The sequence below is a fragment of the Halopenitus salinus genome (assembly GCF_042662125.1).
Taxonomy (GTDB): Archaea; Halobacteriota; Halobacteria; order Halobacteriales; family Haloferacaceae; genus Halopenitus; species Halopenitus salinus.
The window spans coordinates 16264-42073 of record NZ_JBHSXL010000009.1; the positions used below are offsets into that span (position 1 = coordinate 16264).

Sequence of the window (25810 nt, forward strand, 5' to 3'; positions counted from 1 at the left end):
TCTCCCTAGTATAAATACGGTCCAATTAATTGGGATTGGTGAAATTGTCAGAATTGGTGGCTGGGTAGAATAATTGGTGAACTGGCTTCCGGAAATTCGACTTCTCCGACAGAATGCTTGCTTCAGCTCCCGTCTCCGCATTCAGGCGCGTGAGTGGTGTCCCACTATTCGATAGCTAACTTGCTAACCAGGTCGTGACCTGGTGCTGTGTCGTCCCGGCGCGTCACGACTTTGGTTGTTGAAGTGATCTCGGGTACCCAGCCCTTGGTAATCCTGGATTATCGTCCAATGGCAATTTCGCGACATGGACGTTAGCAATCTCGGGATACGGACGTTGGCAATTTCGGGATACGGACGTTGGCAACTTCGGGATACGGGCATTGGCAATTTCGGTATTCAGATATTAGCAATTCCGGGATTGCTGGTGATGGCAAACGGCGGACTGCTACTGTCGGCAGTCCCTGATTATATAGGGACTCGGATTGGAATCCACGACGTGCATCGAGACTTGGAGTTGCGAATCAGGGGCCATCTCTACGAGATCGCGGCGGTAAACGATGAGGTGCTCGGCTCCCGTCAGGGATTTCCGGCATCGGAGACGGGCTATCGAAAGACGTTACAGAGTGTTACCGACGTCGCAGGACCTGATCTGATGGACGAGGTGGCGGCCTCGATCAAAGAACACATCCGGACACACGAGGAGCGTCCCGCGAACCAAGCCGTCCGGAAGGACGCACGGAAGCTCGTCTCGAAGGCCGGGTATCCCCCTGACGACTACCTCAACGCGGCGTAGGTCCGGGGGGAACACGCATCAGCAAGGGGGAGGCCGCCGGCCGACGCATCGGCGTCGCCGACCGGTCCGGGGAGAATCACGCAACAGCAGGGGGGTCGTCGACGATCGGGATTGTAACACCGCACGGAGTTCCGTTACCGACGGTTCCATACTGAAGCTATTTCTAGACGCTGGCTGATACGCAAGCCATGTATCGGTTCACCCCGGACGAGATCGATCACGAACGAGCCCACCACCAGGCGGTCATTCAGGGAGCCGACGACCTGGACGTCAAGCGGATCGGCAACCTCGGTGAACTCGCCTTCGAGCAGTTCTGTCGCGAGTATCTCCCCGTCGAGATGTGGGAGTGGAAGAATGAGGAGGCGATCCGGCGATGTAACCCCGAGAGCTTTGCCGGGCACGACTTCGAGGTGTTCGGGTACTCGATCGACGTGAAGTCGTCCCGAGACGTCTCCGCCTTTCTCCCCGAGTCCCTTGTCGATCGGGACCCCGACGACGACATCGTCGTGATGGTCTGGCACCGGGACAACGAGGACAGTCTGATGCTGCTCGGGTGGGAACGCCTCGAGACGTTGACGTCGAAGGTCGAAACCGAGGCCGCCTTTTCGGGCGACTCCCCGGAGAAACTCGACCACCTCGCGGCTCGACCGATGAACGAGCTGCTCGACCTCGGCCCCAACACCGCACACATGAACCAGAAGCCGGAGAACCCGTTCTCACCGGGGGATCGGGTAGTGAAGGACGGCGACGCGGAACCATCGGTAGGGATCGTCGTCGAGGTACTCCCGCCGGAACAGAACACCGGGGCGTTCGGACACGAAATGGACGGCGAAGCGGTGCGAGTCGCGTTCCCGAGTACGCTCGACGAGGGACCTGGTGCATGGCGTGACTACCACCCCGCGATCCTCGCGTCGTACTGCGATGACCAGGACGTCAAGCTCTGGACGTACAAACACGAGAACCTCGCGTTCGCGGAGAATCCATACGTTCCGGGCGATCAGGTGATCAAGACCAGCCATAGTGATCCGGACACGGCGGTCGTCGTCGAAGGCTTCGAGGAGCGCAGCGATGGCAACGTAACAGTCGCATTCTTAGGTGACTTCGAGGAGGAGGATGTCTCGCCGGGGGAGCTTACGAAGCACTGTGAGGCGAACGGGATCAAGTGCTACACGTACGAGTATTCGGAACTAGATTTCTTAACACAAGACTGATCCAGCTGCTGTAACGTACTGTTTACTCTAGCGAGATGTTCTGTTTTAGATTTCGACATACCTTACGCAGGTCAGACTGCTTGAACAGGGTAGAGGGACTTATTTGAACACTCTCCCAAGTACCACCAGTAGCCTTTTGCGAATCGGCAGGTGAGATCTGGTATGAGTCTCACCTCGGACGACTTCGAGGAGTACGTTTCCTCGGATCCTGACGATGACGAGCGTTGATGAGAACCTTCACGACCTCGTGTCCCGAAAAGGTCCGTCTCCCCATTTATTTGAGCACGTCCGGGGGTTCTTCATCGCCCGTCGTGTTGTCCGCCGGATCGATCCCCAACTCCTCGAGCTCCTCATCCGTCGGTTCGTGCCCGATCTCTCCGCGATGGAGTGCGACCGCTTCATCGAGGTTCTCGAGCGCAGCGTCGCGGGACTCTCCTTGGGTTGTCACACCTGTCTCGACGTCCTTGGCGATCCACCAGTCATCCTCCTGCCAGAGGCGGATCTCGTCCTCGTGTGCGGTCCCGTCCCGTGTCGACGTTGCCATGTTTGCACTGCATACGTGCTGAAAGAGGAATAAGCGTTTGGCCACCGGGACTGTTCGCGGGCGTCTGTAGCCACGTATTTGCCTTTCATCCGTGATCGGTATGCAAGAGATGACCGGAATCGTGATCCTCCCCGCTGGTCGGGACGACGCCTTTGCGGACTACGAACAGTACATCCAAGTTGGACACCCGATCGACGACATCGAGTCCTTCCTCAATGACGAGATTGTACTGTCCGGGTATCTGTCCGGGGATTGGCATTATACAGACAACAGGTATCTGGGGTCAAAAAGGGATACGTTCGGGCGCTCGAACACTGCGACGGATATTCTACTCGCCCCAAAAGGCACGCTGTCGGGTTTCGATCTCCGAAATCACCATCGAGAGCACATCGCGCCAATCAGCTGGATGTGACGTGTCATCACCAGGCGTCGGTGCATCGGGCCCCGGATGAACGTGGTCACGGGCGTTATGGCTGGATGGGTGTCTGTCCCATCTGTGATCGAACTCACCGGTCTCGTCTTCCTCGTGGTAATGAAGCGAGAAGTCCCCGTTCTCGAACCAGACGACCTCCAAGCGAGCAGCACGAACTCGTTCCGGGTAGAATCGTTGATCGTACACACACACCAGACGATCCGGCGCAAACGCCGGTTGCTCATCGATTCGCTCGAAGCGATCATCAGCCGAGAAACGCTCTCGGATCGCGTCGATCCGGTCGAAATCGATCGGCGCACCGCAAAGAAGGTCAGACGAGTTTTCGTCGCCGCCACTCATACTGCAGATTGTAGATCAGCGCCGTCACCGGATTTGGTCGTGAGGGCTCGTTCGAGCAGCGCCACCCGACGACGCGCTGTTTGCCACGCGGAGAGACGCTCCCAGACATCCTCGATGGATCGATCGGTCTCGCTCGCATATCGCGCAAGCGAGATCTCGTCCGGCGATTCGACGTCGAATTCGCTCTCCAGTTTCGCTGCGCGCTCCGACTCCGTCTTCAGAAGGTCGAGAAGCTCTTCAGTGGCGTACTCCTGCCGGAGTTTCTGGACCCGTCGCCAATTCAGGTACTCCTGATTCCGTTCGTAGGTGGCTGGTGAGTCCGTGACCTGTGTCACGATTCCCATTCGTTCGAACCAGTCCAAGTACTCGCGTGCGGCATCGACACCGTGTCCCGCGATTTCGGCGACGTCGTTCGCCGTCGCTGGACTGTGGAGTGCGAGGACGGCGTCGAAGAAATCGTCCCGCGTTCGATCACCGCGCACCAACTCCTCCGGGGGAGTCAAGGCCTCGAAGTCCGGTGCCTCAGGACGCTCATCGGCATCGGCCGCCAACTCCTCGCGCGGTTCTTCCATACGCTGTTTTTCGACCTGAGACGGGATAAATCTTCTCCACGCGTAATAATCCGTACCACTCACAGACACCGACGGGTAAACGTCGTCGGGGGTGTGACTCGCTCCAAGAGCGTTTCTCCATCAACCATCCAAGGTTCCATGTCACGGGGCAACCGATCAATTATCGAGCGTTGAGGTGCTGCGTGGAGCCTGTGTGACCATGTCCCGGAAGCCCGGCGGCACAAGCCAATAGGCGTCGAAGACGGACGTGGGCTCAGGAAACGCACCTGATTTCTCACGCTCGGATCGCCGAGACCGGTCGCTCGTCAGTCACGCAGCCCGTTCTCACCGATCCGATCGATCACGGCGCACTGCCGGCGTCGACGGTGACGACTCGATCGGAGTTTTGACCCATTCGAACGCGTCCTCGTCGCCGCAGACGAACGTCCGGTTGGCAGCGTCGTGTGCACCGTCAAGTCGAGGCGTCTCGATGTCGGTGACGGCACACACCGACAGGCAGCTACCGATCCCGTTCAGAACTCGGAGAGGCTTCGTTGAGACGCAGTGTCGGCAAAATCCGCATCAAGAAACATCTCTGAGTCGGCTTTCGTAATGGGTTTTATAGTGAGTTCATCCGGCCCGGTCTGAATAAGTCGTGTATTGACTGCCTCGCGAGTCTCCTCCGAGAGCAACAGCTCCTCCAAATCTGATATCTCAAGGGCACCGAGTTGGTAATCCAACGATCGGGGCTCAAGTTCAGAGTGACACGTTCGACACAGGGAAACGAGATTCACCGGAAGGTGAGCATCGAATCGGTCGGGCACGTGCGAATCTGGAATGAGGTGATGGACACTCAGTCGTTCCTCGCCTTCCGGCGTCCCGCATCGACGACATCGACCGGCGTCCCTATTCCGGACCGTAAGCGCGATCTGTTCGAATCGGTCGTTTCGGTCTTGGTGAGCTGTATTGGACATATCGGTCGGTACTATCGGTCGGGTTGGAGGGATTGCTGTGACGACACCGCGATCGAGGGCTGATTCCCGTCGATCGCCGGAGCGAATCAGTCCATCTCATCCGACGAACCGTTGTTGACACCGCGACGGGTGATGATCGGATCCGTGACTGATCGATCGCAGCGCGTGAACCGGACAAACCGTCTCGGATCTCGGTTTGCCCGCGCCGTGTACATCTCGAACGCCTCCTCCCACTCTACATTGAGGGCGACACCCCGACGACGTGCTCGTCGTGCACGCGCTGCAGTCTCGGATGGGGCAGCGAGATCGCGGTCAAATCGGTCGGGCAGTTCGGTGCTCATACGCAGCTGTCTACCTGTACACCCCCAACTGACTCAATTGTTTCGGGCGTAACCGGCTACAAAGACTCGGCGAATGCGGACCGACGCTCAGTAGCTGGTGATGTCGCGATCTCCGAGCACTCGCGTGTACGTGTCGTCGCCGGTCACGTCGGCGAGTTCGCGAAGGTCGTCGTCTGAGACAGTGGTGTCAAACTCATCAAAATCAAACTCAGTCTTTGCGTCGGAGGCCGACATTAATGACGGCTTTCGCGCCCGATGACATGAAAGTGTGTGTGCGTATCTACACAGCCGCCGGAAACGTGGTGTCGAGCGGTCGCGCAAGGCAATCCACGAATTGGATACAGAAGGCCGATCTACAGCCCACGGACGGTCGAAGCCCGAATCACGTTGCGATTCACGAGACCGTGATTCGATTCAATGATCAGCAATTCTGGCTGTACGCTGCAGCTGATCCTGAGACGAACGATCTGCTGCATCTCCGATTATTTTCGACGACAACGACCGCATTAACCGAGATCTTTCTCCGAGAACTTCACCAGAAACACGATATTGACTCCGCCGTATTTCGCGTCGATGTCGCTCAACACCTCCAAACTGCGCTTGCCAGAGCTGGGCTCCGATTTCAGACAGAACGCCATGGGAATCGGAATGCCATCGAACGAACCTTTCGAGAACTCAAACGCCGAACATCGTCCTTCTCGAACTGTTTTAGCCATGTTGAGCCTCAAACCGCCGAAAATTGGCTCCAAGCATTTGCTGCCTGGCTCAATGCTCCAAACTAAACACGACCGTTTCGTCCCCCTCAAATACTAAGTTAACAGCAACATGAGTGCCAGTAACAGAATGCTTTCCCTCCCCCCTCTAGTCGACAATTCCGATAGAACACTCGAAGATATTTATAATAAAATCATTCCTCAGATTGAGGAAGCGCGTATCGCGACAGGGTACTTCTATCTCTCCGGTTTTGATTTGTATCGCGACGATCTCAAACAACTTGCCGATCCCGAAGAACTCGGACACGCCCCAATTCGCATTCTCATGGGACGCCAAACGAATCAGAGTACAGCGGACGAAATCGGGGAGGGGCAAAGCCTGCGAGCTGACCTAGAGCAGGGGGTGGAAGAGAGTATCGAGGGGCTCAACAACGCTCAACTGGACCGACTGGACCGGCTCCGGGACTTCATAGCCGAAAACAAGGTCAGTGTCCGTGTGCGCAATCCCAAAAACGGTTACTTCCACGCGAAGGGCGCATCGTTCCGCGCTCCACAAGACGATGCTGACTGGGAAGACGACGATACCGATACGCGACCATGTGCGACTGTTGTGGGGTCCTCGAATTTCACCGCGAGTGGGCACCGGAACAATATCGAGCTAAACCTTACGAGTCAAGATCGCCCCGAAGCAGAGGCGTTCGAATACTGGTACGACAATCAGTGGGCCAACGCGGAGGACTTCAGCGAAGAACTCATCCGAATTATCGAGAACAGCGAGAAGTACCAAGACTGGCAGGACCAACAAGAAGACGACTCGGATGATGACGATGCGCCCGATGACTTGGGGACTTACATCGAGCCCTTCGAGTTGTACAAGCTGCTGGCGTACGACGAACTAAGCGGCAACGTCAACATCCGCGATAGCCCGCTCTACTACTTCCAGACACTGGGATACGAAAGCGCGAAGGAGAAGCTCAGCCAGTTTAATGGCTGTATCATCTCTGACTCCGTCGGCCTCGGGAAATCTTTCATCGGCGGGGAGCTCCTCCACGACTACCGCCAACGGGGTGACCACTGTCTGCTCATTGTGCCGGCGAATCTAACCGAACAGTGGGAAGACCTCCTTCAAGACGATACTGACGAAGACGGAAATCCGTATTTCGGTCTCGAAGTCGATGGGACGCACTTAGATGTGATGAGCATCAGCAAGTTTCAGAATCTCACCTATGGGGAAGTTCAGGACTTGAAGGACACGTTTGATGTCCTCCTTATCGACGAAGCCCACCGATTCCGGAACCACGGGAAGTGGCGACCTAACCCAGAGGACGACGACGATTACAAGGGCACACGCCGGCACGCCAACCTACGCGAACTCCGGGGGAAGACTATGATTATGTTGACGGCAACGCCGATCAACAATTCAGCGACGGATTTAGAGAATCTTATCAGCCTCTTCACGAGCGCCGAAGAAATCCGCAACAAGTCCTCCCTGGATTTCGGCGCATTCGAGGAGTACATCGAACTCTCCGAGACGCGGAAGAAAATCGCCGCCGGAAAAGAAGACGCCAGTGAGGCCACGCAACAAGAACTCACGGAGCAGCTCCAGCGCCACTCCGAGGAGATTTCGAAGATCTTGAATGAGGTGATGGTTCTCCGGACGCGAAAGCACGTCAAGGACCAAATTCAGGACGAAGAAGACTTCGAGATGAGCTTCAAACCCCCCACGCTCAGCAAGGAGCAATACTCCCTCCCGGCGGCATACCAGCCCGTCTATCAGATGCTTCCGGACGTGATGGACGCACTTCACTTGCCACACATTACGGTGAAGAATCCGAACGCAGGGGGGACACTCAAAGCGCTATACAAACTGAATTTACTCAAGCGGCTGGAGTCCTCAACGTACGCGTTCGTCCAATCGATCGAGACACTCCACCAGAGCGAACGCCAACTCCTCGGCTTACTCGATGGCCTCCCAGAAGACGAGGACATCGACATGCTACGGACCGTACAGAACGGAGACACGCCGGAGACAATCGATGACTTCATCGAAGGAGAGGACGCTGCCGAAGATCTTGAACAGACACTCGAGGAGTTTGGATTCGACACAACCGCCGTGCGTGCGGATGATGCTGGCGAAACCGACAGTCCGGACGAATTAGCTGATGCGACGATTGGTGAGGTCAAGACCTACATTCGAGAGGACCTAACGCTCTTAGCGTACTTCCTCTCGCAGTTCATCGGTGACGTTGCCCGTGACGCCGGTGGCGTGAACGATCACGCTGTGTCGACGCGACAGTGGCTTCACGACCACAATGCGGGCGTCCTCCCGACTGTCCCGGAGGACGAAGTCAATCCGATCCTATACCCGCGAAGTGACCTCAGCGACATCGACGACGCAACGCGGGAGTTCTACGAAACGGTCTTCTCACTGCGGGAGTTCCGCGACCCGAAAATCGACCGCCTTGCGGATGTGCTGAATGGCTACGATCATGAGAAGGTACTCATCTTCACGCAGTACCGCGCAACGGCGGACTACGTTTATCGGACGCTGCGAGATAGTCCCGATGCACCACTCACGGAGGCAAACAGTGCGGTCGTGAAGGGTGGCGACGAAAACAAACAAGATGTCATTCAGCGCTTCGCCCCTGAGGCCTCTGGCTATCAGCAAACACTATCTGAGTCAGGGGAATCAGAACTCCAGTACGTCGTGGCAACTGACACCCTTAGCGAAGGGGTCAACCTACAGGACGTATCGGTCCAGGTCTCGTATGACCTGCCGTGGAATCCGATGCGAATCGTCCAGCGCGTAGGACGTATCGATCGGATCGGGAGTACCGAGGAGAAGTACGTCCACAACTTCTACCCGGACGGGGATATCGAAGCGGCGATTAAGCTGCTAAAGCGGCTCCAAGCGAAAATTAACGACATCGCACTCATCGTCGGGAAGGAGAACAATATCCTCGACCCGAACGAAGACCAGCTTTTGGAGCAAACCGGCGTTGATACCGAGAAGACGATTGGGGAGCTACAGGTGGACGAAATCGAGGACTCACTCCAGAAATCGCGGGAAGTTGAGGACGTTAATGAACTCGATGACACGAGTAAGAATCCGCTGCTCCGGAATGCTGGCAGTAACGAACACGCGGCGTACGAGCGGTATTTGCTGAAGAAGGAATTGAACGAAGATTTCGGCCTCTCAGAAGACGACTTTGAGTACGCCGCAGACTACTTTGAGGAGTCCCCGGAGGAACGCGAACGTCTATACACGAACGTTACGGACCATGATTCAGGACCACGCCCGGGTGTGTTCGGGCTTGCGCACCTCTGGTTCGATGATGACGACCACGAATCACCACTGGGGCGTGTACGACGGGCCTTCTACTACAAGCCATTCACCGACGACGTGAAGGAACGACCAGTCAGCACGCTCAAGATTGATCCTTCAGTTAGTGGTAAGCCGATCACAGGGGACGCGGAGAATGTGATGTCGAATCGTGAGGCGATTCAAGATGTTCTGAATAGTCGTCTGGAGACGATTCGGGAGGGCCAAACAGAACAGATATTCAAGCAGGGTAATAGCATCTCGCCGGAACAAGAGACGATTCTGAATTTCATCGACCAGCATCTCCAACCAAAATACGCCGGGAGGTCTGCTCCGGTGGACGAGTACGAAACACTCGAAGAATGGGCTGACGACCTTGGGGAGCGCCTTGAAGCGGTGAAGCTGGCGAACACTGGCGAGGATCGGATTCTCCGGGATACGTTCCGGTATAACGATCAGTATGACTCGTTCCCAGATTGGCCGCCTGAGGAATTCCTAGAAGCGCTAGAAGACTTCCTAAAAGAGAACGTAGAGGGGTCGACGGAGTACCAAGCGAAACTTGTAGGCGAAAGCGATGTTCAGGCACAGTTGATGTGCTGGGGTGTGGTAGGCCGCTAATTACGAGAGCGGACCGTTCTCTGTAAGTTGTTCGTATTTCTTCTGGACCTGGTCAAAGTACTCTTCCGTCATCAGTCGTGGGTTAGAAACCTGGTAGAAATCGTCTAGGATGAACTCCATATCCTCATGTTCTAGATCATAGGCGTGGAACGCCGCAGCGTCAAGTTCTACGCGAATGCGCTTTCGAGCTTCCTGATCGGTTATCGGGTTGAGTCCGCCAAGACGCTCCCGCATTTCTTCGAACTTATCACCATAACAGTTGAGTCTCGCGGCCCGCTCGGAAATATACTCAAACCAGTCGTCACCTTTGGTCAGCCGAGGAATCTGGGACTCATTGAACTTGTACGTAACAACGGTCGTGTCGATTTTGGTCCGCATAATGAAGTCAAACGGAATACTATTCAGCAGACCAAGAGCCACGAACAGCTCCCAGCCAGTGAATGCCTTATTATAGGCTCCGTGGAGTGGGGATTCTTGGAGATCCTCTTCGGTAGGGGAAATTTCGTAAGGACGAACCGTGATTAGTTTGTCGTGACAGATAACATCCTTCGGAACTACAGACGCAATCATCGTCCGCTCATTCGTTGAGTTTGTGATGTTCCGGAAGACTATCCGATATTCCGACGAATCAAGCAGGATATCATCCATAGACAACGGTTCACCTCGGTACTGCTCTAATAGGTCATTCACGAACTGTTTCTGGGATTTACTCGTTTGCTTACCACCAAACTCAGTATAAATCGCCTTTTTAAGATTCCCACTATTGAATGCGCGTTCACGGGCACGATGTTTGGCACTCTTGTCGGGCGCATCGTCTTCTGCCAGGCTCCAATATTCAGCTGGTTCCGCTGACCCGGGTATCTCACTATTGTAAATAAACTGGTGAATGTTCCGACCACCGTAGACTGGATACTCACCCTGTTCAAAGAACCGGTCGGCATCGCGGGCACTATGGATCTCTCGATGCGGATGGATGCGCCATGTACCTTCCACGTCATCTTGAATTGATGGATGGTCTAGCAGCTTCGTGAGGACATCCACCTCCTGCTGGCTCGACACGAATGGGAAAATCCGTGCTTCGGGGGAGTACTCTTCGAGAACCTCGCGGGGAATTTTCGCAGTCTCCTGTTCAAGGTTTTGGAGGATAGATAGGTCATGCTGCTCAAAGATGCCCTTTAGATTTTCAGTGTATCCATCCTGCTTGAATGTCACTACCGCGAAATTGTACCGATCGTCAATCCCGTCGAAGATACCCTTATTTTCGAATCCGACAAGTGACGTAATTGTGGATTCGTTGAGCATCTTCATCCGCATATCCTTCGAGAAAGACCCGTTGAAGATGACCCCTGGAAGAACCTGAGCTATGTATCCGTCTGCCTTGACGAGGTCGAATACTCTCTCTACGAACAGTCCAGCGATGTTATTCTCATTCGGATCCTTTCGGCCGGCAACCTTCGGTGTCTGGAGTTGGTATTTCGGACCATCCGTGAAGTACCTCATCTGTACCTCTATGTTTTCTTGGTACTCTTCCCACTGTTGAGCTACTTCGTCATCCTCCAACAGCTCACTCTGAATCTCATCTTTCTCAGAGGGACGCCGAGTTCGGAACCGTTCGTCGTACTTTGGGAAGAAATCGTCTCGACTTGGCCGTATCTGATCCCATGGAGGGTTTCCGATTACCACATCAAACCCTTCTTGTGCGAAGACATTGGCGAACTCCAACGGCCAATGGAGCGGTTCCCATTCACGTATTTTACCCACCGTGATTTCGTCCTGCCCTGCGTCTTGGAACTCTCGTCGAAGAATATGGTCAAACTTTCCACGGTGTTCTTCAATCCGTTCTTCCGCTTCCTGACGCCATTTACGCGCCTCTCCGCTGCTTTCAGTATTTTTATGTTTTTGGATTGCTTTTTGAACGTCCTCAAACCGAGCTTTCTGCTCCCAGGAATCAAGATCGCTATCGCCATTATCATCTCCTTCAATCTCGATTTTTGCCTGGCCGAGGAGACTATTCCCCTGTCGAATATTGAAGTCGATGTTCGGGAGGGGTTCCACCTCGTTCGGCTCGTCTTCGATGTCCGCAACCATCGACAGCCACAGTCGTAGCTTACAGATATCAACTGCTCCGTCGTCGATATCGACGCCGTACAAATTATTCAAAATGACTGTACGCTTCGCGTATAGCGATGCCCCACCCTGCCCTTCGGTAAACTTCTCCAGTTCATCGCGGGTACGAGCGTCTAACTCCCAGGCTTTGCCTTCTTGTTCGAGTTCTTGGAAGTACTCAATGCTCTGGAGGTAGATATCAACGAGGACATCTTGGGCGGCGAGAAGGAATGCCCCACTTCCGACTGCCGGGTCAAGGACATGCACCTCTTTCAGAATATCGTGATAGAGCGTTTCGACGTGCTTCGTCTCGACATTTTCAGTCGGAACTTGCTGAGTAATCGCTCCACCATCCGCTACGGCTTCGGTCCCACCCCTAGCTTTCGCCGCCGGGAAGCCAAAGACATCATCAATTTCGTCATAGTCGGCATCAACGGCCTCATTGAGTTGGTCAAGCAGGTACGGGTGGATTGTCCTGCGAGACATGAACCCAGTAATTTCTTCGGGCGTATAGTACGCGCCCATCTCTTTCTGGTTCACCGTCTGCTCGAAGATATGGCCCAGAATCGCCGGGGAGAGATTCTTGGGATCAACAATATCGAGGCGTTCGTCTACGTTCCAGTTCCAGTCCGATAGGAAGTTTAGAATATCATCGAAAAGGGCGTTTGTCTCTCCTGCCGATTCACCGAGCTTGGCGTCTGGGAATTCCTCTTCAACTGGATTCTTCGCGAATAGCCCACCGTTAAGATAGGGGAGACTTCCGAAGGCGGGGTTCTGACTGTCTTCTGCGAGGTAGTCAAAGAACAGCGGGCAATAGAAGTTCTCGTATCGGTCATTACCTGTGTCAACGACCTCATTTGGCTGTTCGTGGAGGTAATTCGGATTACGATCGAGGAGTCGCTTTTCCTGGATGAAGTACAGGAATATCATCCGGTCGAGAATAACCTGTACGTAGCGTTGCTTTGCGCCACCACGGTCCTCGGGGATTCCCGAGACTTCCTGAACGAGGTCAGTCCGTAGCGCTTCAAACTCCTGGTAGAACTCCTTGACGACCTTTTGTGTATCGTACAGCGTATCATAGATTGCCGTAGAAGAGCCCTTTTCGATAGAGTTGAGCTTTTTTAGGATAGTGTTCTTCTCCCCGTCCTCACGGGTGAATTGGTCCTTGGTAAAGGACATCTTCTGATGTTTGATGCGACCGTGTTGCTGCCCTTCCCAACTCCGCATCCGGGTGAGAAACGTGAATTCCTCAAAATTGTCCGTGGCGACGAGGTTCGTGTGCTGAGACCGATTGTCCGGTGTATGGTCTGTTGCTGTTTCTCCAGGTGAAGCATTCACTAAGCGAATGAACTCATCATCAGCAAGTTTGAGCACAAGTTCGTTGTCTCCGCCTAGATCCGGACGCCGTTCTAGCCCCCGTTTCTCGAATGAATCCGCAATATCTCCAAGCGAAACCCAGTTCGCGATATCGTCCGCTGTGATCTGCTGGAGAGTCATATTCCCACAAAGCCACGTCTTGTTATCAATGTTGTCGGTGACTTTTCCCTTAGTTCTGACTGGACTGGCCGTGCCGGTGTGACTAAAAATCGAGAGTAGAACCCAATATCTTAGAGTGTTATTTGTTTTCTACTGTAGAATAGTATATTATAGCATATCATTGGGTCCTCCAGAGCATTGAGTACTTCCAAGAACTCGAACAAGAAGGCAAAGCCTGGGAGTTAGACGCTCGTACCCGTGATGAGCTAGAAGAAATTAACGAAGGGCGAGGCGGAGCGTCGCTGTTCGCAAAACGCACAGTGATACTGAACAACTTGTATGGCGTGGATATTGATGAGGGTGCGGTCGAAATTTGTAAACTGCGGCTGTGGCTGTCAATGGTTGCGGACATCGAAGATGAGCCGAGCGAAGTAGAACCTCTCCCAAACATCGACTTCAACATCCGTCAGGGGAACTCGCTCATCGGTTTTACTGAGGTTCAAGAGATCGCCAATGATGAGGGTGATGCGTCTCTGACTAACTATGGTGGTGGGGTGGGTCAGAGTGTCCGAGAAATGTATGACGATGTTATTACTGCTGTAGAACGCCATCGGGATGCTAGATCTACAACTGAGGCGACAAATGCAAGAGATTTAGCGGAGTCGCATATTGAAAGACATAGCCGAAGTCTCAATAAGAAGATTCTAGAACAGTTCCAAACAGCAGGATTAGAAGACGCCACGCTTAGAGAAGTTGAAAACAACCATCCCTTTCACTGGGTGCTGGAATTCGCAACCGTCTATCGGGATGGCGGGTTTGATGTTATCATCGGTAATCCTCCCTGGGAAGTCCTGTCGCCAAATCGTGATGATTACTTCGTAAAATACGATGAGGCATTCCGCACTCGGATGCCCGATAGCAAAGATTCAAAAATGGAGGAACTCCTCCAAGAAGATTCCATAGCAGAGGGGTGGGAGGAGTACAAAGAGGAACTGGAACGGGGGGCAGCATATTTCAATGAGAGTGACGAATACCAACTTCAAACTCCCGAAGTGAACGGAAAACAAGTACAGAATGAAAATGACCTATCAATGCTCTTCTTTGAGCGTGTTTTTGATTTACTAGGTGGTGGAAGTTACACGTCTCTGATACTACCTGGGAACATCTTTAACGGTGCTTCTGCCAAGGACTTGCGCAAGCACGCATTAGACCATACTGAAATCCAAGATATAATCGGATTCGAAAACAAGGGCATATTCAAGGAAATCGACTCTCGATACCGATTCGGAATTATTTCCTTGAGGAATGGGGGGAATACAGAAGAGGTGAGAGGCATATTTGAACAGAACAGCCTTGGCGTTCTTCGGAATGTTGAACAAAACACTTTCCTTATTCCAAGTCGTGTTCTGGATCAATACTCTCCAGAAGCTCGAATTTTTCCAAATATAACCTCTGAAAGAGAGGTGGAGGTACTCAACAAAATCCTATACCATCCACCCGTTTCTGCGGATATTGATAATACCTGGTATGCGTCAATGTATGCTGAAGAGCTACATCGGGCAAAGGAATCTGACTACCTTGTCGAAGAAAAAGACAAAGGCGATTATCCTGTCTTCGAAGGTAAGAATATCTATCAATATTCGTATGATGATACATATGCCGATGACTTGGCTCCAATTTCTCTCTGGAGCGTTAACGAAAATAGACCTGAAAAGAGCGGAAAGCATCGGGTGAGGATGAAAAATTTCCGATCACATAATCCAGATATTAGCATAAAGAAGGCCATCTATCAGAAATTCAATGGAACCGGGTCACAGAAAGGATTCGTAAATAGTCTACTAGAGGAATACGACCGGCCAGAACTATCAAAAGAGGATGTTCTTCTAGATTGTACTGAATACCGTATAGCAATACGTGAAATAGCGAACTCAACAAATGAACGAACGCTGGTCGCGTCAGTCATCCCAAAGGGCGCAATCACAGTTCACACCCTCTCAACAATTCGCCCATACAAAGTAAATCCTACTGAGGAGGATCTAAGCGAATATCCGATGCACGATATTTATGAACGGGTGTTTACTGACCAGGAATTATTCGCTGCTCTCGGGGTCCTCAATAGTATCCCATTTGACTATCTGATGAGGACGAAGGTGGATACTCATATTGTTAAGTATAAATTCGAAGAATCACAGATGCCGCGTCTCACAGACGGAGACAATTGGTTTAATTATATTTCTGATCGGGCTGCAAAACTCAACTGTTATGGTGATCAGTTTAAGGAAATGCGCCAGCGGCTAGGCGATATTCAGCCAGCAACCATTACCAAAGAAAGGCGTCGTATTCAGGCCGAAATTGACGCGGCAGCCATGCACGCCTACAACTTGGACAAAAAAGACGTTCAGTTTATTCTCGATGACTTCCATCGGGTGTCAAATCCTCGGATTATGGACAGGGACTACTTTGAAATGGTCTTTGAAAAATACGATGTGCTCGAACAGAATGGTCCCAAGCCATAATCGCTAGTGGATAGCGTCGAGTGCGCGTCGGGTCATTGCGCCGTCGACATTGAGATACTGCCGTGCGGTGTTGATATCTTCCCAACCGAACATTGCCCGAAGCGCGGCTAAATCCAGCCCGCGACTGGCATGATGTGACGCCGCTGTTGCCCGTAATCCGTGTAACGACGTCGCATCGCTGGAAAGTTGTGGCGCGCAATCCAGTGCCGTGTTTAGTCGTCGCTGTAAGGTCGAAAAGGAGTACGGCCAGCCGCCGTGTTCCGCCACCAAGAGTTCGATAGCAACCCGAACCCGGTACGAGAAATGAAACGGGATTGCTCGAGTCGCCGCCTCCGTTTTCGGGAGCCAATATTGGGCTGCGATATCGTCAAAGTCACGTTCGGGGTTGTGGCGTACTCGCTGTTCGACCGCTTGTCGGCAATACCCGCAGATGTCGCCGTCTCGTCCTTTGGTACAGGTATGGTGGTCAGGGATTTGGATCATCTGTCGCTCGAGGTCCACCCATGATTCGCTTAGATGAGTCGTCTCCCCTGGGCGTAAGCCGAGTCGGCCTCCGATAAGAATCGCAGCGCGGGCTTCGAGTCGACGCGTTGGGTCATCAATGCGTCCTGCGCCTTCTAGCAAGAGTTCAAATTCCCGCTCGCTAAGTGACTTTTCACGTGTGGGCGCCATACTGGGCGTGGGTGAGCGGGCAGTAACGTTGTTCTGAATAAGAGTTGTAAACGGTTATTAGATGATATCGGACAGATGGTATTCAGATAGAGCGGATATGCGAACTAGTTAATCTTCAGAATTTCGGTTATCGTCCTGGTCTTCGTCAACAGTAACACTATGATCTTCTGGCTCGTTATCTGACGCATTTATCCCGAAATCGAATCGGCCACTATCCCGAAGCTTGTGGATATTGGCCTCGGGGTCCCGGTATTTTGTCATAGGTAGGTCAGAATACTTGGTGATACCATCATCAAAAAGGGAAACATCTTTTAGACTCTTTTTAGATCTTCCAACACTAGCAACGACACTATTCGTTTTTAGACCGGTGTCTTCAGTAATCTCCCGAATCTCTTCATCGGTAACATGCGGGTTTGGCTCTCGTTCTCTGATATTTTGTGCTTTGATGAATTGATGGAGCAGCACCAAACTTCACCACAACTGGCGACCTCATTTCTAAAACCTAGTCGATTGACTTCGTGAGAGAGAACACGAGGAAGGGGATCAGAAGCGTGGCAATAACGCCCTCAAGACTTGTCAGGAATCGACCGGGCAATCCATAAAACGTTTCACTCGGACCGAATACCAGTGTCGCAAATGCTTGAAAGCTTAGCGTAATTCCGGTGAGGAAGTTGTCAGCTGTTGTCCCAGTGCCGCAGAGCATCCATGTGTATATCACGGCAAATATGCTGATCGTTCCAATCGCAATCAGAACCGGGCGACCAGGATCCTCGCCATAGCCGCAAATCCAGTCCAGTAACCGCAACTCGAGCCATTTGAACAGGGAGTCCCAGTGCCGGTCCTCACTCCACCTGTCTCGAAGAATATCGCCTCGATACTGCATTTCACGTTTGTAAAACCCGGCGCGGGCATCTTCTTGGTTGGAAGCTCCCGCACTGGCACGGGCTGATTGGTACGTCTGGTAGGCTTCCAGTTGGCCGGGATCAAAGTCAGCGTCTTCAAACTCTGGGGTAACATTCAATCGCCAGGTAGGGGCGAGTTCGGCTGTGTAGTCGTCGAACGGGAAATTATCGAAGTCGGGTGCAACAAAATGTGCCTGCTGTAGATCGTCGCCGTTGATATTGTGGAATTGAATATTTCCAACGGTGGTTTGGTAGAAAGCAAATCGGAAACAGCCGCTGTCTGGTTGGTGAAGATCGCCTTCCTCAAGAGATCCACCAATAAACCTGATTTCGGCGTTCCTGTCTACGGGACATCCTCGCCAGCTAATATCGTGTACATCGGTGTTTCTAAACCTCGCATCCCCGATTTCGTTCTGTTGATGATCGCCGTTGATTGTAACCTCAACGAGGTTCAGCGAATGAATCTCACAGCCGATGATGGCGAAATCTCTAATGACGGAATCAGTTACCCCGATTGAGTCATATTCGCCATCGCTAATGTGGAGTGACGGGAGATCGGAGGACTTGATATGGAGTTCGTCCACGTGATCAGCTGAGATGACGAGTTGATCGACATCGATATCAAAGATATCCACTTTGTCCGTTGTGACATCGCTAAACCATGCCTTCTCGCAGGTTATCTTAGAAGCCCGGAGCGTTTCCCCGAACATTGCTTGAACCCACAGTTCCTCGTCGATGGTTGCGGCATCTAGGACCAGTGTGTCTATTGTACAGTCTGAAATCCGCAGATCGCCGGCCACATCTGCATACGCTAGCCCTACGCCTTGGAGTGTCGAGCCTTCGATTTCGAGACCGTCGTCAAACGTTGACTCTTCCAGACGGAGCTTGTCCGTGAACTCAGCCTCACTGATGGTACAAGAACACTCGAACGTAGTCTCTTGCCCATCAACTACAGTCTCAAACATCGCATTATCAACAGTAAATTCCTCGTAAAATGTCGCCTCAGTCAGAATTACGGAGAGATTGGCGTTGGGGCAGCGGAAGACATCGATATGTGCTTCGTGGAACCCGGCACGGTCGATCTCGGCCTCTGCAAGGTCGATTTCGGCAGCTGTCAGTCCTTCTCCGTATATTCTGTCTAAATCCGCCATCACTGCCGAAAACGTGCCGTCAATTACGACGCGTTGGAGGCCTAATGCGTGGTCAAACACGGCGTGGGAGACATCAAAATCAGTAAACGTACTGTAGTCTAGCAGTATGGCGCTTCGTACCTGAGCATTCGTAAATGACAGTTGTTGAAATGTGTTCGCCCGCAAGTTGATCGGCCGGTCTGCTGTGTTCCGAAGTGAAAGAAAATCCAGCGGTAAATCGTCAAGAGTCGCTCCATGTAATTCATTTTCCTCTCCCCGGAGGATGTCCTCGATAAACCGTTCCCGAAACTCCCCCTCACCAATCCCTGCAGCATCTCGAGCATGGCTCGACATGTGGAATATACATCGCTCAGTGTTCTCTCCGTATTGCTCGTGGGGACAGTCCCACGTCCAGTGATCAATAATATCTACCCCGCGCTCCTTCTGCCAGTCCTGCGAGTCAAATGAATATGTACACGAGGCCATGTGTGCCGGAAATGCGATGTTACCACTGAGAACATTCGGTGTTCACATAAAACCCAATAATTGACAGTTAGAGCAATGGATGTTCGCGCCCGCGTATCGTGTTGTCCAGCCTCGGTATGTAGGCGTCTCTATTGTCAAAATCCAAGTAGATTGGTGACTGGGGCGATAGCGTGCTCCTCTGTATCTACTAATCCGGACGACAAGCGTTCCCGCACATTCATGTGGCTGATTCGCACCCAAGTATCTCGCACGACTATCAGCCTCTCCTTGAGCTGGTAGAACCCTCGACAGGCAGTAAGCACGCATCTGATCAGATAACACACGACAGACCCACCGAAATAGACTCCCTAGGAACGATTTTAGCACACCCTAAGGAACTCGTTCAAACCTCCCCTAAGCTTATTACTCTCGCCGGGTTTGTACATTACGAGTCCCAGACGGAGGCGGGGTCCGTACGCAGTCCGCACGGTTCCAACGAAATCACGGGGGATTATACGTTCCCTCGAAACCTGCAAAATGGCTCGCAGGACGTTGAAACACGAGAAAACCGGACTGTTACGGACCGTACGGACTGCGTATGGGTTGGGGCGGATTCGAACCGCCGGCCTGCTCCGTGTGAAGGAGCCGTCATAACCGGGCTAGACCACCAACCCGCACCGATCGCTACCCGACGTTCCGACTTAAGGATTACCTTGTCGCGACCGGCGGCGACGCCGGTTACTCCTCGTCGGCGTCGGTGCCGCGATAGTCCGCGAGCTTCTCGCGAGCCGAGACGACGGCCTCGCGCGCCTCGCCTTCGGCCCGCTCCTCCAGCTCGCGAAGGTCATCCCTGATCGCGTCGATCCGCGAGGGCTCCGGCTCCTCTTCCTTGCCGACGAGGTCTCGAACCCGCGCCTCGATCGGCTCCAGTTCCTCCTTGATGCCCGCAGTCGCGTGTTCCGCCGCACGTCCCAGGTAGTATCGAGCGTCCTCGAAGTGCTTGCTCATACCTGCTCGTTGGCGGCCGACGGATATAGTCCTTGTGGGGACGACAGAATGTGGTCCTCTCATGTCCCCCTCGCCGGGATCGCCGCTCAGTACGTCGGCGGATCGCCGCTCAGTACGTCGGTGACTCCTCGCGTTCGCCCTCGCGGGCGTTGACCACGCGAGCGAGGGTGAAAAGCGCGTCCGAAAGCCGGTTCAGATACGCCACGACCGTCTCGTTGATCGACTCCGCACGCGCGAGTTGGACGGCCCGACGCTCCGCCCGGCGGACGACCGCCCGGGCGTGATGGAGGGCCGCCCCCGAGTCCCCGCCGCCGGGGAGGACGAACGACCGGAGCGGCTCCAGCTCCTCGTCGAACTCGTCGATCGCGGTCTCCAGCGCGTCGACGTGGTCATCGTCGATCCGGGGATCGTCCGGATCGGGATCCGGATTCGCGAGGTCGGCCTGGACGACGTGCAGCTGGTTTTGGACGTCCGCGAGCAGGTCGTCGACGTCGTCGTGTCCGGTCGGCCGGACGGTCCCGATCAGGGCGTTCGCCTCGTCGACGGTGCCGTAGGCCTCGATCCGGGGGTCGGTCTTCGAGACCCGCTCCATCGTCCGAAGGTCGGTCTCGCCGGCGTCGCCGCGGCCCGTGTAGATGCTCATGCGAGCGTCCGCTCCACGTAGGTCTCGATGTTCGCGCTCTCTGCCATGGTCACGCCGCGCTCCTCGTCGACGAGCACGGGCACCGCACGCTGGCCGCTGACGCGTTTGACCTCGTCGCGATCGGAGTGCAGCGGGTCGACCCACTCGATCCCGTATTCCACCTCGGCCGCATCGAGCGCCTCCCGGACCGCCTCACACCACGGACAGCCCTCGAGCGCGTACAGGGTGATCGCCATGGCGGGCCTTGGCCCGCGAGCGTATCAAGGTTGGCGGCCGGATGACCGTGATCGTTGACGGCCGGATGACCGTGATCGTTGACGGCCGGATGACCGTGATCGTTGACGGCCGCACATCGCAATTGCCGGCGGTGCGATCGGGACGGCTCTCCCAATCGACCTACTCGTCGTGATACTCGCGGATCGTGGAGCGCCAGTCGTCCGGGATCGGTACGGAGGTCTCCGCCTCCGTGTCGTAAAGCACCTGCACGGATTCGGCCTCGGCCGCGACGCCGCGGTCCGTGCGGACGGTGTACTCCATCGGGATGCTGGAGGTGCCGACATCCGGAACCGTCACCTCGACCGTCGCCGACTCGTCCTCGAGGAGGATCGGATCGCGGTAGTCGATGGAGAGCGTGGCGATCACCGTCGACGTCTTCGCGATGTCCTCCTCGAGAACCCGACGAAAGTAGTCGGTTCGAGCCTGTTCGAGATACGTCGCATAGACCGCGTTGTTGACGTGCCCCATCGCGTCGATGTCGCGAAATCGGACGTCGATGCTCGTGACGAAGGCGTCCATACCGGGGTGAGACCGGGCGGGACCATGTAGCCATCGGCCGCGGATCGAGCGATCGTGTTTCGATCCGACACCCATCCGCGGTCGCCCACTTCCCATCCGCGATCGTTCAGGTCAGTCGTCCGCGACCGCAGCAGGAGCGATCGGCTCTCGTCCGTTCGTCTCGTGCCGTTCGAACGACGGCGTCCACTCCAGAGCGCCCTCGTAATGGAACGCGCGGTGATCCCGCGTCGGGTCGACGACCGTGAGGGAGAGCCAACCGTTGTCCAGTAGCTTCGCCACGGTCTCCTGGTCGGCGAGGACGTCGTTGACGCGTTCGACGGGGGCGTGGACGACCGTCGAGAGGCGAAGCGGCTGGTGGTACGGTTCGTCGGAGGCGGACATCACGGACTGCTGCGGGAGGCCGGTCATCAGGTCGCCGCCGTTGCCCTGATAGACGCCGATGTTGCCGACGGGATTGTGGGTCACCTTCGACCCGCTGCCGTACGCGGCGTTGTCGACGGTCGAGAAGTAGTACTGGGCGTTTATCCACTGGGTGACGACCACCGGCCCGGCGAATATCGCTTCCAGCGCCTCGCCGTCGGGATCGGTCGACCAGTCGTACGAGTGGAGGAACGCGCGACCGTCGAGGTCGAGATCGCTCGTGAGTTCGCGGGGGCCGACGACGAAGCCGGCGTTGCCGGCCAGCCCCCACTCGGGACGGGTCTCGGCCCAGTCGGCGGCGCGACGCTCCGTCTCGCGGACGCCAGAGGATCCGTCGCCGCCCATCGACTCGACGCGCTCTGCGGCCGCGTTCGCGCGAGCGGCGTCGAGGTCCTCACGCAACCGCTCGAGGTCGTCCGCGTGACTCTCGGGCACGTCGCGGTCGTACAGCTCGATCTCGTCGGTCGTCGTGTTGTGCTCGCCGGCGAGGAAGACGGTGTCCTCGGGGACGTCGAAACCGCGTTCCCGGAGCGCCGTCTTGACCTCGGGATCGTTGCAGATGGCCGCGAGTACGCGGGCGTTCGGTCCCCCGGGGCTGCCGGCACAGGCACCGCAGTCGAGACTCGAATCGTAGGGGTTGTTGGTCGTCTCGCTGGCGTGGCCGGTGAAGACGACGAGCCGGCCGAACTCGGTCCAGCCCATCAAATCGAACGCGGTGGCGGCGTACTCGACCTTCTCCTCGGTGGTCAGTCCCACCGGCAACTCGCCGGCGTACGTGTTCGGATGGTGGACGAGCGGGTCACAGAACTCGTGGTCGTCGGGCGCCAACCCGTCGGCGACGTCGAACAGGTCGCGAACGCGCTCGGGGACGAGCGTGCGGGCCGCGAGCGCGAGGCCGTACCCGCTCCCGGCGCTCTCGACGTAGCCATAGGCCGTGGTGGCGTTGGCCTGTAGCGTCTCGATGACTTCGTCCGCGGCCCCGCGGATACCCGACCAGCGGTCGTATCTCCCCTGCGTGTCGTCGTCGATCGGAACGTCGGTGATGTGGTGTTGTGGCTCGAGGATGGGCGGGCACGCATCGACCGACACGTCGGCGTCGTATCCGTGGTACTCCATCGGAATGCCGAAGAAGCCGGCGTATCCGTGGGTCTCGTAGTTGCCGGTCGCCTCGACGTGACGCCGGATGACCTCCGAGCGGGTGTCGATACAGAAGACCAGTTGGGCGTCCGGCCGATCCGACGTATCGCCGTCGTCCAGCGATCGGCTCTCCGCGGCGACGGTTTCGACGAGGGTGTCGCGATACGTCGCCTCCCACGCGCGCAGGAACGCCCCGGCGAGTTCGTCGGCCGGGGTCACGTCGACGGCGTCGTTCGACGGCTCGATGTCGGCGCCGACGGCATCCAGCAGTGCCAGCCGCACCGCCAGGTAGCCCTCCAACGAGATCGGGTACGTCGACTGCCAGGATCCCTCGTCGTCGACCCGCTGTTTGATGAACCCGGTCCAGCCCGGAAGGGCGGCCAGTTGCTCCTCGAAGATCGACGCCCACCGGTCCTCCGGGTGCGGCTCGAGCACCGTCCCGATGGCCTCCGTCGGCGTCGCGGGCAGGTCGGCGAGGACGCCTTCGTCGGGGATCTCTCCGTCGTATTCGGCCACCTCACGGAAGGCAACGTAGAATCCCGAATCGCGGTTCGGCATCGACCAGTGGGCGCTGCCCTCCTCGAGGAAGGCCGACAGCCACTTCGTCAACGCGCGGTCGACGTGGTCCTCGACGGTGTCCGAATCATCCCCCTCGGCGTTGGCCGCATCGGACATGCGGTCGAGAAGCACCTCGGGATCGTCGTCGTAACCGGCCTCGTGGAGCTCCGATTCGAGGGTTTCGGGGTCAATCCGGCCGCGTTTCAGCGCCTCCCGGAACGTCTCGGGGTCGGGGTAGCCACGGCCACCCCGGAGGTCGGCCGCCCGTACGACCGCCTCGTCGAACGGCCGATGTTCGAATCCCGAGAGGGGGTTCGCCGTCACGAACGAGTGGATGGGCCAGAGGGATCCGACGGTGGCTGCCGCTTCGTCGATGGCGTCGGAAATGGTGGATTCAGTGCTCATTGTAGTCCTCCGTGGAGGTCAACACCGTATCCGATGACGGTTGGCTGGCGTTCAACAGAGCCACGTAGAGACGCCGGCTGTGTTCGTGGATGCCGGTCTCGATGCCGAGGTAGATCCCGACGAAGACGGCGGCGATGACGCCGTGTATCAGGGTCAGTTCGGTGGTTGCCGTGTCGACGGCCAAAAGCCCCGAGACGCCCTCATAGACCACGCCGTAGACGGCGATGGCGGGAAAGAAGACCAACGGAACCGCAACGTAGCGGGCCGTCACGGAAAGCGTGGTGTGCTGGACCGCGCCGCGGGCCGCATGGAGCGTGGTGAAGACCACGAAGAATATCAACAGGAGCCCGCTGTCCGCGTTCGCTCCCTTCCCCGTCAATGCCGCGAACAGGACGCCGCCGCCGAGGCCGGTCAAAAGCGCCACGACGATTCCGACGACGCTCGTCACGTGCCCGACCGTGTGCTTCGTCGTCCCGCTCGGGGCGGCGTGTTCGATCTGTCCGCCCGCGCCGAGGAACTGGTAGGCCTTGTAGAAGCCGTGCAGGATGAGGTGGGTGATGGCGGCCCCGAAGAAGCCGAGTCCGGCCTGCATGATCATGAACCCCATCTGGCCGACCGTCGAACAGCCGAGCTTGCTCTTGACGTCAGTTTGGACCGACTTCAACAGCTTCCCGCCGATGGCGCTCGCCCCACCGACGGCGACGACCGCGAGCATGAGCGCGTGATCGACGGTGATGACCGGCGCGAAGCGAGTGAGCAGGATGCCTCCAGCGTTGACGAATCCCGCATGCATCAGCGCCGACGCCGGCGTCGGTGCCGTCATCGAGGAGAGCAGCCAGCCGTGAAACGGGACGAGAGCGGATTGAATCATCGCCGCGAGCACGAGCGCGACGGCGGCGACGAGCCACGCCGGACCGCCGAGCGCGCCGTCGGCCGCAGCGATCCCGGAGACGGTCGTCGCTCCGGTCGCCCACCACAGCGCGGTCAACGCGATCCCGAGGAGCGCGCTGCTGGCGAAAAAGTACTTGCGTGCGACCGTCCCGGCCGCCCGCGCCTGGTCCCAACCGCTGACGATGCCGACGAGCTTCGCCATCAGCACGCCCATCGTCAGCCACAGGAGCCCGAACAGGGCGATGTGATCGGCCGCGACCAACCCCATCACGACCACGGTGAAACCGAACACCGTGGCGAAGAAGGTCGTTTCGTGGGCGCTTCCCGCCATGTAGCGGCGCGAGTAGCTGTGAACGATGCCGCTGAAGAAGGTGACGACCACCCACATCAGCGCGGTCAGTCCGTCGACGACGACCAGGCCGGGGATCTCCCACGTGGCCCCGGTCCGGATTCGGACGCCGAGCGTGGCGATGCTCGCGAGCAAGAGGGACCACGCGAGCCACGTGAGTGCGACGGACGCGAACGGCGACTTCGCCGTCGCGTCCGGAAGTGCTCCGACCGTCGTGGTTGAGTCGTGTCCTGACATCGTTCGGCACGTCCGTGATCCGTCACGACAACCGAGGAAAACTCGGGAGTCGTTTTCCGTCTTCATCACCACTACGAACATACTGGTTATTAAATCCACCTATATTACCAAAACGTTCTTTAGAAAGTGTATTATAGAACGTTATGTTTAGAAAAGGGATGACGTGACCAGAGAGGAAGGAGAAGCGGTCGCCATCGGTCGTACACGGCCGGTTCGACGCGATCGCATGGCGGATCGAGACCACGTGGAGGACGCCGCGAA

Annotated in this window: 19 protein-coding genes, 1 tRNA gene and 2 pseudogenes; 5 read left to right on the top strand and 17 right to left on the bottom strand. The window is 56.0% G+C overall.

Features of this window, described 5'->3' with window-relative positions; translation table 11 throughout:
- Positions 1-427 precede the first annotated feature (427 nt).
- The gene (locus ACFQE9_RS09545; protein WP_379743823.1) at positions 428-793 is read left to right on the top strand and encodes a hypothetical protein; all 366 of its coding nucleotides are present in this window, start codon (positions 428-430) and stop codon (positions 791-793) included.
- A 188-nt stretch (positions 794-981) separates the two neighbouring features.
- Complete coding sequence (locus ACFQE9_RS09550) at positions 982-2004, top strand: DUF7961 domain-containing protein (protein WP_379743826.1); 1023 nt, start codon at positions 982-984, stop codon at positions 2002-2004.
- Positions 2005-2278: 274 nt separating this feature from the next.
- Here ACFQE9_RS09550 and ACFQE9_RS09555 read toward each other — a convergent pair whose 3' ends face one another.
- The 6 genes and pseudogenes from ACFQE9_RS09555 to ACFQE9_RS09580 form a co-directional block, all read right to left on the bottom strand.
- A complete protein-coding gene (locus ACFQE9_RS09555; protein WP_379743829.1) occupies positions 2279-2548 on the bottom strand; it encodes a type II toxin-antitoxin system HicB family antitoxin in 270 nt (89 codons plus the stop codon).
- 328 nt (positions 2549-2876) lie between these two features.
- Positions 2877-3320, bottom strand: a complete 444-nt coding sequence (locus tag ACFQE9_RS09560; protein WP_379743832.1) for a toxin-antitoxin system TumE family protein — start codon at positions 3318-3320, stop codon at positions 2877-2879.
- Positions 3317-3892, bottom strand: a complete 576-nt coding sequence (locus ACFQE9_RS09565; RefSeq protein ID WP_379743835.1) for a DUF7342 family protein — start codon at positions 3890-3892, stop codon at positions 3317-3319. The genes ACFQE9_RS09560 and ACFQE9_RS09565 overlap by 4 nt, the downstream gene beginning before the upstream one ends.
- A gap of 512 nt (positions 3893-4404) precedes the next feature.
- Complete coding sequence (locus ACFQE9_RS09570; protein ID WP_379743838.1) at positions 4405-4845, bottom strand: HNH endonuclease; 441 nt, start codon at positions 4843-4845, stop codon at positions 4405-4407.
- Positions 4846-4931: 86 nt separating this feature from the next.
- Complete coding sequence (locus tag ACFQE9_RS09575) at positions 4932-5186, bottom strand: hypothetical protein (RefSeq protein WP_379743841.1); 255 nt, start codon at positions 5184-5186, stop codon at positions 4932-4934.
- Between the two features lie 87 nt (positions 5187-5273).
- Positions 5274-5360 (bottom strand): annotated as a pseudogene (locus tag ACFQE9_RS09580) (adenine-specific DNA methylase); the annotation flags it as partial.
- A gap of 127 nt (positions 5361-5487) precedes the next feature.
- Between ACFQE9_RS09580 and ACFQE9_RS09585 the strand changes: the two are divergent.
- Positions 5488-5968, top strand: a pseudogene (locus ACFQE9_RS09585) (IS6 family transposase); the annotation flags it as partial.
- A 43-nt stretch (positions 5969-6011) separates the two neighbouring features.
- Positions 6012-9839, top strand: coding sequence for a helicase-related protein (locus ACFQE9_RS09590; RefSeq protein ID WP_379743843.1), 3828 nt, complete (start codon positions 6012-6014; stop codon positions 9837-9839).
- On the opposite strand, the gene ACFQE9_RS09595 is transcribed toward ACFQE9_RS09590, so the two are convergent.
- Complete coding sequence (locus ACFQE9_RS09595; protein WP_379743845.1) at positions 9840-13442, bottom strand: Eco57I restriction-modification methylase domain-containing protein; 3603 nt, start codon at positions 13440-13442, stop codon at positions 9840-9842. It lies immediately after the preceding gene.
- A gap of 299 nt (positions 13443-13741) precedes the next feature.
- On the opposite strand from ACFQE9_RS09595, the gene ACFQE9_RS09600 reads away from it, so the two are divergent.
- Positions 13742-15937 carry an Eco57I restriction-modification methylase domain-containing protein gene (locus ACFQE9_RS09600; RefSeq protein ID WP_379743847.1) on the top strand — a complete coding sequence of 732 codons (2196 nt, stop codon included), beginning with the start codon at positions 13742-13744 and terminating at the stop codon, positions 15935-15937.
- A gap of 3 nt (positions 15938-15940) precedes the next feature.
- Here ACFQE9_RS09600 and ACFQE9_RS09605 read toward each other — a convergent pair whose 3' ends face one another.
- From ACFQE9_RS09605 to ACFQE9_RS09650, 10 genes are all read right to left on the bottom strand, one after another.
- Positions 15941-16609, bottom strand: a complete 669-nt coding sequence (locus ACFQE9_RS09605; RefSeq protein ID WP_379743849.1) for a tyrosine-type recombinase/integrase — start codon at positions 16607-16609, stop codon at positions 15941-15943.
- Between the two features lie 108 nt (positions 16610-16717).
- Positions 16718-17077 (bottom strand): hypothetical protein, encoded by a 360-nt coding sequence (locus tag ACFQE9_RS09610; protein WP_379743851.1) that lies wholly within the window; start codon positions 17075-17077, stop codon positions 16718-16720.
- A gap of 34 nt (positions 17078-17111) precedes the next feature.
- On the bottom strand, positions 17112-19127 hold the full coding sequence (locus ACFQE9_RS09615; protein ID WP_379743853.1) for a hypothetical protein: 2016 nt from the start codon (positions 19125-19127) through the stop codon (positions 17112-17114).
- A 578-nt stretch (positions 19128-19705) separates the two neighbouring features.
- Positions 19706-19780: transfer RNA gene (locus tag ACFQE9_RS09620), tRNA-Val, on the bottom strand.
- Positions 19781-19844: 64 nt separating this feature from the next.
- On the bottom strand, positions 19845-20114 hold the full coding sequence (locus tag ACFQE9_RS09625; RefSeq protein WP_379743855.1) for a DUF7553 family protein: 270 nt from the start codon (positions 20112-20114) through the stop codon (positions 19845-19847).
- A 109-nt stretch (positions 20115-20223) separates the two neighbouring features.
- Positions 20224-20757 (bottom strand): cob(I)yrinic acid a,c-diamide adenosyltransferase, encoded by a 534-nt coding sequence (locus ACFQE9_RS09630; RefSeq protein ID WP_379743857.1) that lies wholly within the window; start codon positions 20755-20757, stop codon positions 20224-20226.
- A complete protein-coding gene (locus tag ACFQE9_RS09635) occupies positions 20754-20993 on the bottom strand; it encodes a glutaredoxin family protein (RefSeq protein WP_379743859.1) in 240 nt (79 codons plus the stop codon). Before ACFQE9_RS09635 ends, ACFQE9_RS09630 begins: the two co-directional genes overlap by 4 nt.
- 160 nt (positions 20994-21153) lie before the next feature.
- On the bottom strand, positions 21154-21552 hold the full coding sequence (locus ACFQE9_RS09640; protein ID WP_379743861.1) for an acyl-CoA thioesterase: 399 nt from the start codon (positions 21550-21552) through the stop codon (positions 21154-21156).
- 111 nt (positions 21553-21663) lie between these two features.
- On the bottom strand, positions 21664-24072 hold the full coding sequence (locus tag ACFQE9_RS09645) for a DUF2309 domain-containing protein (RefSeq protein WP_379743863.1): 2409 nt from the start codon (positions 24070-24072) through the stop codon (positions 21664-21666).
- Positions 24062-25549 carry a proton-conducting transporter transmembrane domain-containing protein gene (locus tag ACFQE9_RS09650; protein ID WP_379743865.1) on the bottom strand — a complete coding sequence of 496 codons (1488 nt, stop codon included), beginning with the start codon at positions 25547-25549 and terminating at the stop codon, positions 24062-24064. The genes ACFQE9_RS09645 and ACFQE9_RS09650 overlap by 11 nt, the downstream gene beginning before the upstream one ends.
- Between the last annotated feature and the right edge of the window lie 261 nt (positions 25550-25810).